At 55.1% G+C, this 12,154-nt stretch carries 13 protein-coding genes; 10 read left to right on the forward strand and 3 right to left on the reverse strand.

The window, feature by feature from the left end; genetic code table 11:
* Positions 1 to 61 precede the first annotated feature (61 nt).
* Positions 62 to 340, forward strand: coding sequence for a DUF1450 domain-containing protein (locus tag EG886_RS14095; protein ID WP_164491608.1), 279 nt, complete (start codon positions 62 to 64; stop codon positions 338 to 340).
* Here the strand turns inward: EG886_RS14095 and EG886_RS02535 are convergent.
* Complete coding sequence (locus tag EG886_RS02535; RefSeq protein WP_124726664.1) at positions 291 to 644, reverse strand: DUF3899 domain-containing protein; 354 nt, start codon at positions 642 to 644, stop codon at positions 291 to 293. The two genes, EG886_RS14095 and EG886_RS02535, sit on opposite strands and share 50 nt — an antisense overlap.
* Before the next feature lie 198 nt (positions 645 to 842).
* Here EG886_RS02535 and EG886_RS02540 point away from each other — a divergent pair, with 198 nt between their 5' ends.
* The 6 genes from EG886_RS02540 (at position 843) to EG886_RS02565 (ending at position 8,571) form a co-directional block, all read left to right on the forward strand.
* Positions 843 to 2,489, forward strand: coding sequence for a peptide ABC transporter substrate-binding protein (locus EG886_RS02540; protein ID WP_124726665.1), 1,647 nt, complete (start codon positions 843 to 845; stop codon positions 2,487 to 2,489).
* Between the two features lie 365 nt (positions 2,490 to 2,854).
* Positions 2,855 to 4,474: a peptide ABC transporter substrate-binding protein gene (locus EG886_RS02545; RefSeq protein ID WP_124726666.1), complete on the forward strand. Its 1,620-nt coding sequence runs from the start codon at positions 2,855 to 2,857 to the stop codon at positions 4,472 to 4,474.
* Between the two features lie 190 nt (positions 4,475 to 4,664).
* Positions 4,665 to 5,594 (forward strand): ABC transporter permease, encoded by a 930-nt coding sequence (locus EG886_RS02550; RefSeq protein ID WP_124726667.1) that lies wholly within the window; start codon positions 4,665 to 4,667, stop codon positions 5,592 to 5,594.
* 7 nt (positions 5,595 to 5,601) lie between these two features.
* Positions 5,602 to 6,528, forward strand: a complete 927-nt coding sequence (locus EG886_RS02555; protein WP_124726668.1) for an ABC transporter permease — start codon at positions 5,602 to 5,604, stop codon at positions 6,526 to 6,528.
* Between the two features lie 12 nt (positions 6,529 to 6,540).
* The gene (locus EG886_RS02560) at positions 6,541 to 7,557 is read left to right on the forward strand and encodes an ABC transporter ATP-binding protein (RefSeq protein ID WP_124726669.1); all 1,017 of its coding nucleotides are present in this window, start codon (positions 6,541 to 6,543) and stop codon (positions 7,555 to 7,557) included.
* A 3-nt stretch (positions 7,558 to 7,560) separates the two neighbouring features.
* Positions 7,561 to 8,571 carry an ABC transporter ATP-binding protein gene (locus tag EG886_RS02565; RefSeq protein WP_124726670.1) on the forward strand — a complete coding sequence of 337 codons (1,011 nt, stop codon included), beginning with the start codon at positions 7,561 to 7,563 and terminating at the stop codon, positions 8,569 to 8,571.
* A 108-nt stretch (positions 8,572 to 8,679) separates the two neighbouring features.
* On the opposite strand, the gene EG886_RS02570 is transcribed toward EG886_RS02565, so the two are convergent.
* Positions 8,680 to 9,147, reverse strand: coding sequence for a DinB family protein (locus tag EG886_RS02570; protein WP_124726671.1), 468 nt, complete (start codon positions 9,145 to 9,147; stop codon positions 8,680 to 8,682).
* Between the two features lie 104 nt (positions 9,148 to 9,251).
* Positions 9,252 to 9,479, reverse strand: coding sequence for a NifU family protein (locus tag EG886_RS02575; RefSeq protein WP_124726672.1), 228 nt, complete (start codon positions 9,477 to 9,479; stop codon positions 9,252 to 9,254).
* Between the two features lie 234 nt (positions 9,480 to 9,713).
* On the opposite strand from EG886_RS02575, the gene cysK reads away from it, so the two are divergent.
* From cysK to EG886_RS02590, 3 genes are read left to right on the forward strand one after another with little or no spacing between them, the layout of a single operon-like run.
* The gene (gene cysK, locus EG886_RS02580) at positions 9,714 to 10,640 is read left to right on the forward strand and encodes a cysteine synthase A (protein ID WP_124726673.1); all 927 of its coding nucleotides are present in this window, start codon (positions 9,714 to 9,716) and stop codon (positions 10,638 to 10,640) included.
* Positions 10,641 to 10,652: 12 nt separating this feature from the next.
* Complete coding sequence (locus EG886_RS02585) at positions 10,653 to 11,780, forward strand: bifunctional cystathionine gamma-lyase/homocysteine desulfhydrase (RefSeq protein WP_206425357.1); 1,128 nt, start codon at positions 10,653 to 10,655, stop codon at positions 11,778 to 11,780.
* Between the two features lie 27 nt (positions 11,781 to 11,807).
* The gene (locus EG886_RS02590; RefSeq protein ID WP_124726675.1) at positions 11,808 to 12,134 is read left to right on the forward strand and encodes a YuzD family protein; all 327 of its coding nucleotides are present in this window, start codon (positions 11,808 to 11,810) and stop codon (positions 12,132 to 12,134) included.
* The last annotated feature ends 20 nt before the right edge of the window (positions 12,135 to 12,154 follow it).

Here is a 12,154-nt window from a genome sequence, read left to right on the forward strand (position 1 = left end):
CGGACGGGACGTTTGGTTTGTCCCGGGTTTGAACACATTGAAAAAGAGGGAGGGAAGCGTGATGTCCGCACCGGAGATCCGCTTCTGTCTGTCGAATTGGAGAAACGGATCCCACAGATTGTGGGATCTGCTCGCTTCCAAGTCGCGGGAACCGAACATCCGCCTGGAACCTTGCCTCGGGTATTGTTCGTCCTGTATCAAAGGTTCGTTCGCACTCCTGGGAAAAGTGAAGATCGAGGCGGAGACCCCCAAGGAACTGGCCGAACGGATTCTTGCGAATCCCGGGTTCATCAACCCGGAAGGAAGAGAAGGGAAAAAAGAATCAGAACCAGACCGCTGATTGCCAGCATGACCGACCAGTTTTTCCGGCTTTGGATCCGCGCCCGGATCACATCGGGATCTTTCGGTTCTTCGGTTTGGGACCAATCCGTGCGGATTCGGTTCAATTTGCGGAATGCCCGGGCGAACCGGTTGAAAAAACCTCCGTTGAGCACGATGAGAAAAGATGCCACACAAAGCTCCAACATGCCGACCAAAAAGAAGGAATCGGTCAGGCCGTGCGTTTGAAACGGGCTGAGTGCAAGCGCGGACAACATGCTGCAGGCGAACACGGCGGAAAAACGGACAAAAGCGGCTTTGGTCATGGAACATCCTCCGTTCAGGCAGGTTTCTGGTAATTCACGGTAATTATGTGAAAGGTTAATGTTTTCTGCTATAGAACAGGATTAATATCTTTTCACTTCCTACTGAATCCATTATAATGAACCCGTCAAGCACCACTTGTCTAACCATTTAATGGAATTCTCTGAAAAGGGAAGTTTCTTCGAAAAGGGGGGTCTTGGTTGAAATCCAAAAGATGGAAGTTCGGGTTGGGCATTGCCGTCTCTTTGTCCCTGCTCGTCAGCGGGTGCAATCTGTTCCAGGGCGGAGGTTCATCGCGGAGCGCGGGGCTCGCGGAAAACCAGGTGTTGAAAATGGCCGAAACCACGGAACTGATCACCCTTGACAGTGCCAAAGTGGCGGACATGTCCTCGTTCAACATCCTGAACAACGTGATGGAAGGGTTGATGCGTTCCGGCAAAGGAAAACAGCCGGAATACGGCATCGCCACCGAGTACAAGGTCAGCCCTGACAAAAAGCAATATACGTTCACGCTGCGGGAAGACGCCGAATGGAGTGACGGAAAACCGGTCACCGCCCACGATTTCGAGTATGCGTGGAAACGGGCGCTTGATCCGAATACCGCATCCGAGTACGCGTACATCCTGTACATGATCAAAAATGCCGAGAAATACAACAACGGCAAAGCGAAAGCTTCCGACGTCGGTGTCCGGGCATTGGATGACAAGACGCTGGAAGTGACGTTGGAGCGTCCCTCGCTCAACTTCCTTTCCGTCATCACTTTGCCGCAATTCATGCCGCAGCGCAAGGACATCGTGGAAAAATACAAAAACGAATACGGAACCAAAGTGGACAAGGTCGTCTACAACGGCCCGTTCACGTTGACCAGCTGGTCCCCGAGCAAACTGGTGCTGGTCAAAAACGCCAATTATTGGGAAGCCAACAGCGTTACTCTGGAAAAAGTGGAAATCCACATCGTGAAGGATCCGGCCACCTCGATGAACTTGTACACGGCCAACGAGGTGGACATTTCCCCGCTGAGCTCCGCGTTGGCGGAAGCGTTCAAGAAAAGCAGTGAATTCAACGCGGTTGAAAACTCTTCCACGTTCTATATTCTGTTCAACCACGAAAAGTCGATCTTCAAGAACGAAAAGATCCGCAAGGCGATCAGTCTGGCGATCGACAGGGACGAGTTTGAAAAGCTCACCAGTGACGGCTCCAAAGGTGCCGGTTCACTTGTTCCCACTTCCATCAAAGGGCGTGGCGGGGAATCATTCCGCGTCGTCGGAGAAGTGGTGCGTCACGATACGGACAAAGCCCGTCAGCTCTTGCAGGAAGGGCTCAGCGAACTGGGGCTGAGCAAACCCCCGTCCACGATCGAAATGATCACGTTTGACACGTCTCCCCGGAAAGAAGTGGCCATTAACATCAAGGAGCAACTTCGCACCAAACTGGGCCTGAACATTCAGCTGAACGCCCAGCCCGGCAAGATCCGTCTCGACCGGGTGAAGAGCGGAGACTTCCAGATGGCCATGTACGGTTGGGGAGCGGACTACGACGATCCGATGACGTTCTTCGACATCTGGATGTCCGACAATGGCATGAACCACGGAAAATTCAAGAACGCCGAGTATGATGCGCTGGTGAAAAAAGCCATGACCACGACGAACTCCGAAGAGTACGTCAAGTCGCTCGTCGAGGCCGAAAAAATTCTCGTCGGCACCGATGCCCGCGGCAAAGCCGCCATGGCTCCGCTCTTCTACGGTGCCAAAGCATTCATGGAGAAGCCGTATGTCAAGGATCTGTACCGTCACAGCGCCGGTGCGGAATACAGCCTGAAGTGGGCGTACATCGCCAAACAAAATTAACCAAATCGTAAAAATCCCCGCTCGATGCAAGCGGGGATTTCTTTTCCCGCTTGTATTTCATCGGGAGCCTTGGATTTGTAAGAATTGTGTAATGTAAAGAAAACTCTTTACAACCTGGTGAAACTTGAGTTAAATAGAATTGTAATACTGCCCCCTCGGATCACGTCATGGATCAGTCTGATGACATGACGGGTTTGCGGATCCGTCATCGGACGGTAAAATCCGTACGTGGCTGCGGTGAGGAATGAATGTTTTTTTTCATTGGAATTGTTGCAAGATTTGCAGAGTGGAACATTTTCAAAGGGTTTACGACCTTCATGGTCTAAACTATATATTTGAATCATTTTAAAAAAGGGGGCAAACAGATGAGCAAGCGGATCGCTACTTTCCTTGCAATGATCCTCGCATTTGCGCTCGCTCTTACTGCTTGCGTGCCGGGCGGCGACAATCAAAGCAGCGGCACGGGCGAACAAGTGCTGACGCTGACCGAGACCGCCGAGCCGCCGAGCTTGGACAGCGCCAAGTCCACCGACACGGTCTCCTTCTCCATCCTGAACAACGTGATGGAAGGTTTGTACCGGATCAACAAGGATGATCAGCTTGAGCCGGGCATGGCTGACGGCGAACCCCAAATCAGCGACGACAAGCTGACCTGGACCATCAAGCTGAAAGACGCAAAATGGAGCGACGGTAAACCCGTCACCGCCCATGATTTCGAGTATGCGTGGAAACGCGCCCTTGATCCGAATACCGCTTCTGAATACGCTTACATCCTGTATCCGATTCTGAACGCGGAAGAGTTCAACACCGGCAAAGCCAAAGCGGAAGATGTCGGTGTGAAAGCGCTGGACGACAAAACCCTGGAAGTCAAACTGAAGGCTCCGATCCCGTACTTCAAAGATCTGCTGGCCTTCCCGACCTACATGCCCCAGCGCAAGGACATCGTCGAACAACACGGCGACAAGTACGCGCTGGAAGCCTCGACCTTGGTCTACAACGGTCCGTTCGTGCTGAGCGAATGGAAGCATGAGCAAAGCTTCACCTACAAGAAAAACGAAAATTACTGGGACAAAGACACCGTCAAGCTGACCCAGGTGAACGTCAACATCGTGAAAGACGGAGCCACCGGCATCAACCTGTATGAGACGGGCAAAGTCGATTACACCGGTGTTCCGGCCGAAATGGTGGACAAATACAAGTCCAACCCTGATCTGTTCACGATTTATGAGTCCACGGTATTCTATCTGGAAATGAACCAGAAGAAGCCGTTCTTCCAAAACAAGAAAGTGCGTCAAGCCTTCTTGATGGGGATTGACCGCAAAACCCTGACCGACAACATTCTGAAAAACGGCTCCGTTCCGGCGGAAGGTCTCGTCCCCGGTGACATCAAGGCCAATGATCAGCAGAAGTTCCGCGAGCTGAGCAAAATCAGCATCGAATTCAACAAGGACAAAGCGAAGCAGCTGCTGCAGGAAGGTCTGAAAGAGCTGAACATGAGCGCTCCGCCGAAAGTGGAGATCCTGACCGGTGACACCACCGGGGCCAAGAAAGACGCCGAGTACTTCAAAGAACAACTGCGCGTCAACCTGGGCGTGGAAGCCACCATCACCTCCGTTCCGTTCAAAGAGCGTCTGGCTCGCTCCAAAGATGGTCGCTTTGACCTGCACTACGGCGGTTGGGGTGCGGACTACAACGACCCGATGACCTACATCGACGTGTTCCTGTCCAACTCCGCTTACAACCGTGGTCAATGGTCCAACGCTGAGTACGATGCGCTGGTGAACAAATCCAAAACCAACGCAAACTTCGAAGAGCGTCTGCAAGACCTGATCAAGGCGGAAAAAATCCTGATCGACGATGCCGGTGTGCTGCCGCTGTACTTCCGCAGCCGTCTGGGGCTGAAGAAACCGTACATCAAAGACTGGAAATGGCACGTCATCGGACCGGAATACACCCTGAAATGGACTTACGTGGAAGGCAAATGATGACGTCTCAGCTTTGAATGCGGTACGAGATGAAGGTATATGTCCAGAGATGGCATATACCTTCATCTTGCTTGTGAGATGAAAAATTTACAAGAAATTCTCGTTTTTATACCTTTGCCGATTTGATATTCTTAAATTGGCAATTCCTTATCCGGTTTTGTCGATCTTGTGAGAAAGGATGTGAGCCCGGGTGTTCAGGTACGTGATGACGCGTCTCGGATATTCGATCGTCACCCTTTGGGCGATCGTGACCGTCACCTTTTTCTTGATGCATATGCTTCCGGGATCTCCGCTCAAAAACGAGGAAAAGATTCCGGAACAGATCAGGGAGCAGATTTTGGAACAGTATGGTCTGAAAGACCCGCTTCCGGTTCAATACGTCAAATTTCTCGGAAGCCTGGTTCAGGGGGACCTCGGGAAATCCATGACCATGGACGGACGTGCGGTGACCGAGCTGATCTCTGAAACCTTCCCCGTTTCCGCATTTGTCGGCAGTCAGGCCGTCATTTTCGGAACCGTGATCGGACTCCTCCTCGGAGTGATCGCCGGGATCAAAAAAGGAAGTTGGATGGATGACGTCTCCACCGCCGTCGCGGTCTTTGGTGTCTCCATTCCGAGCTTTGTGTTGGCCGGACTTCTTGCCTACTGGGTGGGCGTCAAGTGGGGCATCCTGCCGCCGGCGCTCTGGACATCGTATGAATCTTCGATTTTGCCTTCCTTTGCGTTGTCCGTGTTTGTCATTGCGCAGATTTCCCGCTACATCCGTACGGAAATGGTGGAAGTGATGGAAGCGGACTACATCCGCACGGCCAAAGCGAAAGGGCTGAGCCGTCGTCAGGTGATTTACGGTCATGCTCTTCGGAATGCCCTGATTCCGGCCGTCACCGTCCTCGGGCCACTGTTGGTCAATATCATCACCGGCTCGCTGGTCATTGAGCAAATCTTTGCGCTGCCGGGTCTGGGTGGGTACTTCATCCGATCCATCCAAACCAATGATTACACGATGATCATGGGAACCACCATTTTCTTCAGCGTTTTGTTCATCAGCATGGTGCTCCTGGTGGACATCCTGTATGGTATCATCGACCCGAGAATCCGGCTTGCCGAGGCAAAGGAGTGAATATCGGATGAACACCACACCCAAACTGAGCCCCGACATGTTTGAGCCGGCCCGGATCGATGCCGGAGCCAAAGATCGTCTCTCGACAAAGAGGGTCGGTTACTGGCAAGATGTCAGACGCCGTTTCATGAGCAACACGGGGGCCGTCATCGGACTCATCCTGCTTCTTCTCATCGCTTTCCTTGCCATTTTCGGCCCGCTGGCGAACGGGTACGATTGGGAAAGCCAAAACATCTCGATTCAAAACCAGGAATTCCTGGATGATCACTGGTTCGGTACCGACACCTTCGGACGGGACCTGTGGCAGCGCACCTGGTACGGAGCCAAAATTTCGCTGCTGATCGCATTCCTGGCTGCATTCATCGATTTGGTGATCGGTGTGACGTACGGAGGCATTTCCGGTTACTTCGGCGGCCGGGTGGACAACATCATGCAGCGCATTCTGGAAGTGATTTATTCCATTCCCAACCTGATCATCATCATCCTGATGCTTCTGGTGTTTGAACCCGGAATCGTCCCGATCGCCCTGGCCTTGTCGATCACCGGATGGACGGGGATGGCCCGGATCGTCCGTGCCCAGATCCTGAAACTGAAATCGCAGGAATACGTGCTGGCGGCGCGTACGCTGGGTGCCAGCCACTCCCGCATTCTGATCAAACACCTGATTCCCAACGTGGTGGGCCCGATCATCGTCGCGATCACCTTCACCATCCCGGGAGCCATCTTTTTCGAGGCGTTTCTCAGCTACATCGGTCTCGGACTTCGTCCTCCGGAAGCCAGCCTCGGCGTGCTGGTGAGCGAAGGGCATACGTACATGCGGGTATATCCGTACCAGCTTTTCTGGCCTGCACTGGTGCTCAGCATGATCATGTTGGCCTTCAACATGCTGGGGAACGGTCTCAGAGACGCACTCGATCCGAGAATGCGCAAATAGGGGGGAATCAGGATGAGCAAAGTTTTGGAAGTGCGTGACCTGCATGTATCGTTTGAAACATTCAACGGTGAAGTGAAAGCGGTGCGCGGAGTCTCCTTTCACGTGAACAAGGGAGAAACCGTGGCCATCGTGGGAGAATCGGGATGCGGCAAAAGCGTGACGTCGCAGACGATCATGCGCCTGATTCCCAACCCGCCCGGCATCATCAAACAAGGTGAAATCATCTTTGAAGGAAAAGATTTGACCAAGCTGCCCGAAAAGCAGATGGAAAGAATCCGCGGTGCGGAAATCGCCATGATCTTCCAGGATCCGATGACTTCCCTGAACCCGACGATGACGGTCGGCAAACAGATCATGGAAGGGCTCATGAAACACCAGAAAATGAGCTCCGAACAGGCCAAGAAACGCGCCATCGAGATGCTGCGCCTTGTCGGCATTCCCAGCCCGGAGTCCCGGTTCGGTCAATATCCTCACCAGTTCTCCGGCGGCATGCGGCAGCGGGCGATGATCGCCATCGCATTGGCATGTCAACCGAAACTGCTGATTGCCGACGAGCCGACCACGGCGCTCGACGTGACCATTCAGGCGCAAATCATTGATTTGATGAAAGATCTGCAGGAAAAGACCGACTCCTCCATCATCCTGATCACCCACGATCTCGGGGTGGTGGCGGACATCGCCGACCGCGTCGTGGTCATGTATGCGGGCAAAGTGATCGAAAGCGGTCTCTTGGACGAGGTGTTCTACAACCCGCGCCATCCGTATACTTGGGGTCTGTTGGGATCCATGCCGCGTCTGGACCTGTCCAGCGATCAGGAACTGACGCCGATTCCGGGCGCACCGCCCAACTTGCTCAACCCTCCGAAAGGTTGTCCGTTCGCGGCGCGCTGCAAGCACGCCATGAAGATCTGCACGGAACAAATGCCGGACACCACCCAGGTTTCCGAAACACATCAGGTGGCCTGCTGGCTGGAGCACCCCATGGCTCCGAAAGTGGATCCGCCGGCCGCCGCGGCAGGAGGGAAATGAGAGATGAGCCAGCAAACGGAAAACATCAAGGCGAATGTGAACCAACAAGACCGGGAAGTCATTCTTGAAGTGACCAATCTGAAGAAGCATTTCCATCTGGGCAAAAACCAGGTGGTGCAAGCAGTGGACGGTGTCACGTTCTCCGTTTACCGTGGGGAAACCCTGGGGCTCGTGGGTGAGTCCGGATGCGGAAAGTCCACGGTCGGCCGGACCCTGATCGGCCTGTACAGCCCGACCGGCGGCACCGTCAAATTCAAGGGGAAGGACATCACCGGGCTCAAGGGCGCCGACAGGAAGAAATTCAACCGCGAAATGCAGATGATCTTCCAGGATCCGTACGCATCGCTCAACCCGCGGATGAACGTGCTGGACATCATCGCGGAAGGCATTGACATTCATGGTCTGGCATCGGGGGATGAGCGTCGGAGACGTGTGATCGAACTGTTGGAGACGGTGGGTCTGAACGAAGAGCATGCCGATCGTTTCCCGCACGAATTCAGTGGCGGTCAGCGTCAACGGATCGGAATTGCCCGGGCACTGGCCGTGGAACCGGACTTCATCATCGCCGACGAGCCGATTTCCGCCCTGGACGTGTCCATCCAGGCACAGGTCGTCAATCTGATGAAAAAGCTTCAGAAAGAACGGGGCCTCACCTACCTGTTCATCGCGCATGACCTGTCGATGGTGAAGTACATCTCCGACCGCGTGGGTGTGATGTACCTGGGCAACCTGGTGGAGTTGGCCGACAGCGACGAGCTGTACGAGCATCCTCTTCATCCTTACACCGAAGCCCTGCTCTCCGCCGTGCCGATTCCGGACCCGGAAACGGCAAGAACGCGCGAGCGCATCATCTTGGAAGGGGATGTGCCCAGCCCGATCAACCCGCCCAGCGGTTGCCGCTTCCGCACCCGTTGTCCGAAAGCGATGGACATCTGCGCGAAAGTGGTGCCGACCTGGGAGGAAGTGCGCCCGAATCACTGGGTGGCCTGCCATCTGTACAACGAGGAAAAATAATAGACCGGAACGGTGGCAGATGCTTGACCCGTCACATGTTTCGGAGCGAGAATCCGAAAAAAAGCGGTTTCCCTTTGCGGGAGCCGCTTTTTTCGAAGGTCCGGTTCCTCAGGCCTCACGTTTCGGAGGCTGCCGGAGGAAAAACGGAAGTTCGCTGATGCCGAGCATCCTGGCGTAAACAAACAGCTGACCTTTGTGATGAATCTCGTGGTCACGCATGATTTCCAGCCAGGTTTTGCCCGTGGCCGTGTAGGGACCCCAATCGATGGCAAGATTCAGTCGATCGTCCGGGATGCGAGCGAAAACGGCTTCCGTTCGTTCGGTCGCTTGTCTGACCAAAGATTGCAGTTCACCGGCCGATGCGGGTTCGATCTGACCGGACGGTTCGTATGAAGTCCCTTCCACCAGATGAACGAACATTTCCGCGGATTGGGCGACATGAAGCGCCAGTTCCCCCAATGTCATGGCCCCTTCCCAAGGTTTGAACGACAGGTGATCCTCCTCAAACCGTTCCAACAGGTCCAACAACACTTTGCGGTGGCGCCACCAGCCCTCACGAAGCTCCGAAATCGCCATGGCATTCCCTCCGGATTGAAAAGGATGTGATTCACACGTCCGGAAAACGAAAGGGTTCGGACGCGCTTGGAAGCCCGCCCGAACCCTCGGGTCATGCAGGTTCGTCACAGAACCTGTTCCACTTCACGGACCTCCGGAATTTCTTCCATCAGGGCCCGTTCGATTCCTGCTTTCAACGTGATCGTGGAGCTGGGGCAGCTGCCGCAGGCGCCCAACAGTCGAACGCGGACGATGCCGTCTTCCACTTCCACCAGTTCCACGTCACCGCCGTCCCGTTGGATATAGGGACGCAATTTATCCAATACTTCTTGCACGCGTTCTTCGATGGCCATGTGAGCCGTTCCCCTTTCCGTGTTGTCAAGCCCGGTTTTGTCGGGACAAAAGAAACCGCCAAGGGCGGATCCGGGGTTTCATGTTCATTGTAGGGGTTTTTCCGGCCAAAATCAACGGGGAGAGGCCGCGATGCCCGTCTTGCCCTTTTTTCCCGATCTGAAAACTGATAATATGAAGGTGGCACCTGCCGTGCCGAATGTTTGTATATCCGAGTATAAGGGAGTCATTTCCATATGAAGAGGATATATGAAAACGTGAAGGAACTGATCGGTCATACTCCGATGGTCCGGTTGGGACGCATGGGGATTCCCGAAGGCGTTCATGTTTACGCCAAGCTGGAGTTTTTCAATCCCGGAGGAAGCGTGAAAGACCGGCTGGGCATGGCGCTGATTCGGGACGGTGAAAAAAGCGGGAAACTGAAGCCCGGCGGCACCATCATCGAACCGACCGCGGGCAACACCGGGATCGGTTTGGCATTGGCAGCCGTTGGAACCGGTTACAAAGTGATGTTTGTCGTCCCCGAGAAGTTTTCCGAGGAAAAGCAGGAGCTGATGCGCGCACTCGGGGCGGAAGTGGTGAACACGCCGACGGAACGGGGCATGAAAGGCGCCATCGAAAAAGCGATGGAGCTGGCCCGGGAGATCCCGGGAGCATGGGTGCCCCAACAGTTCGCCAACCCGGCCAACCCGCAGGCCCATTATGAAACGACGGGCCCGGAGATCTGGGAACAGATGGACGGGAAGATCGACGTGTTTGTCGCCGGTGCCGGTTCCTCCGGAACGTTCATGGGAGCGGCCCGCTATCTCAAGGAAAAAAATCCGCGTCTGCGCGCGGTGATCGTCGAGCCGGAAGGTTCGATCATTGCCGGAGGGGCCCCCGGTCCGCACAAGACGGAAGGAATCGGGATGGAGATGTTTCCGGAGTATTTCGACCGTTCGCTGATCGATGAGGTCTACACCGTCATGGATGAAGATGCGTTTCGTCTGGTGAAAGAGCTGGCCCTGAATGAAGGGCTTCTGGTGGGAAGCTCTTCGGGAGCGGCATGCTGGGCGGCGCTCCGGGAAGCGGAAAAAGCGGCTCCCGGGACGAGAATCGCCGTCATATTCGCGGACAGCAGCGAACGGTATCTGAGCAAGAAAATTTATCAGGGCGGAGTGTGATGAGCCGTGAAAATGGATACAAAATTGATCCACGGCGGCGTGTTCGGCGATCCGCACACCGGAGCGGTGAGCGTGCCGATCTATCAGGTTTCCACCTACAAACAACGCCGTGTCGGGGAACATGCCGGCTATGAGTATTCCCGCACCGGCAATCCGACCCGCGCCGCGCTTGAAAGCCTGATTGCCGAACTGGAAAACGGAGCGCGCGGTTTGGCGTTCGCTTCCGGCATGGCCGCCATCTCCACGCTGGTTTCCCTGTTCAACCAGGGGGATCATCTGGTGGTGGGAGATGACGTGTACGGCGGCACGTACCGCGTGCTGAGCAAAGTCTTCTCCCGGCTGGGCATCGATGCCGATTTCGTGGACACCAGCGACCTGGATCAAGTGAAAGCGGCCATCCGCGAAAATACCCGCGCCGTGTACATGGAAACTCCCAGCAACCCGTTGCTCAAAGTGAGTGACATCCGTGCGCTGGCCGATTTGTGCAAAGAACGGGGACTGCTCCTGATCGTGGACAACACGTTCCTGACCCCGTACTGGCAAAATCCGCTGGATCTCGGAGCGGACGTGGTGGTGCACAGCGCGACCAAATATTTGGGCGGACACAGTGACGTCGTGGCCGGCCTTCTCGTCACGAAGGATGAACAGCTGGGGGAACAGCTGCATTTCCTGCAAAATTCCATCGGGGGCATCCTGGGACCGCAGGATTCGTGGCTGCTCATGCGGGGCATCAAAACCCTCGGGCTGCGCATGAAACAGCATGAAGCGAACGCCCGCAGAATCGCCGAATGGCTCCGCGAGCATCCCAAAGTGAAAAACGTGTTTTATCCGGGGCTTCCGGATCATCCGGGCCACGCATTGGCCGCTCGGCAGGCCCGTGGCTTCGGGGGAATCATTTCCTTCGATGTCGGCAGTGCGGAAGCGGCCGACAAGGTGTTGGAATCCACCCGGTTCTTCACGCTGGCGGAAAGTTTGGGCGCGGTGGAGAGCCTGATTTCCGTTCCGGCCCGGATGACCCATGCCTCGATTCCTCCCGAGCGTCGCGCCGAATTGGGTATCACCGACGGATTGATCCGGATCTCCGTCGGCGTGGAAGACGTGGAAGATCTGATCGAAGACCTGGGCCGCGCGCTTGGCTGATCCCCATTGACAAAGGAAGAGATTCTCATGTCCGTACAGATCGAAGTGCTGGTGTACGGGGCGGAAACGATCTGCCCAAGTTGTGTCAATCTGCCTTCTTCCCGGGAAACGGCCAGCTGGTTGGAAGCGGCTCTCGCACGCAAGTACGGTCAGCAGGTCACCGTTCGCCATGTGGACATCCATCAACCGGACGGAGAAGAGGAAGCCGCCTTTTCGAAGCGGGTCATCGAAGAAGATCTCTGGTATCCCGTCGTGGTGATCGACGGAGTGATCATCGCCGAAGGGAATCCCAAACTGAAAAAGATCCGGGAAGAGTTGGAAAAACGGGGTTGCGTTCCGATCGACCGGGATTGAACGGATCGACCCGGAATCCG

This window comes from Staphylospora marina (assembly GCF_003856495.1).
GTDB lineage: Bacteria > Bacillota > Bacilli > Thermoactinomycetales > Thermoactinomycetaceae > Staphylospora > Staphylospora marina.

Bases quoted from the DNA above. Each gene is read 5' to 3' on its own strand.
- EG886_RS14095 (WP_164491608.1), top strand. From the start codon at position 62: ATGTCCGCACCGGAGATCCGCTTCTGTCTGTCGAATTGGAGAAACGGA.
- EG886_RS02535 (WP_124726664.1), bottom strand. From the start codon at position 644: ATGACCAAAGCCGCTTTTGTCCGTTTTTCCGCCGTGTTCGCCTGCAGC.
- EG886_RS02545 (WP_124726666.1), top strand. From the start codon at position 2,855: ATGAGCAAGCGGATCGCTACTTTCCTTGCAATGATCCTCGCATTTGCG.
- EG886_RS02555 (WP_124726668.1), top strand. From the start codon at position 5,602: ATGAACACCACACCCAAACTGAGCCCCGACATGTTTGAGCCGGCCCGG.
- EG886_RS02560 (WP_124726669.1), top strand. From the start codon at position 6,541: ATGAGCAAAGTTTTGGAAGTGCGTGACCTGCATGTATCGTTTGAAACA.
- EG886_RS02565 (WP_124726670.1), top strand. From the start codon at position 7,561: ATGAGCCAGCAAACGGAAAACATCAAGGCGAATGTGAACCAACAAGAC.
- EG886_RS02570 (WP_124726671.1), bottom strand. From the start codon at position 9,147: ATGGCGATTTCGGAGCTTCGTGAGGGCTGGTGGCGCCACCGCAAAGTG.
- EG886_RS02575 (WP_124726672.1), bottom strand. From the start codon at position 9,479: ATGGCCATCGAAGAACGCGTGCAAGAAGTATTGGATAAATTGCGTCCC.
- cysK (WP_124726673.1), top strand. From the start codon at position 9,714: ATGAAGAGGATATATGAAAACGTGAAGGAACTGATCGGTCATACTCCG.
- EG886_RS02585 (WP_206425357.1), top strand. From the start codon at position 10,653: ATGGATACAAAATTGATCCACGGCGGCGTGTTCGGCGATCCGCACACC.
- EG886_RS02590 (WP_124726675.1), top strand. From the start codon at position 11,808: ATGTCCGTACAGATCGAAGTGCTGGTGTACGGGGCGGAAACGATCTGC.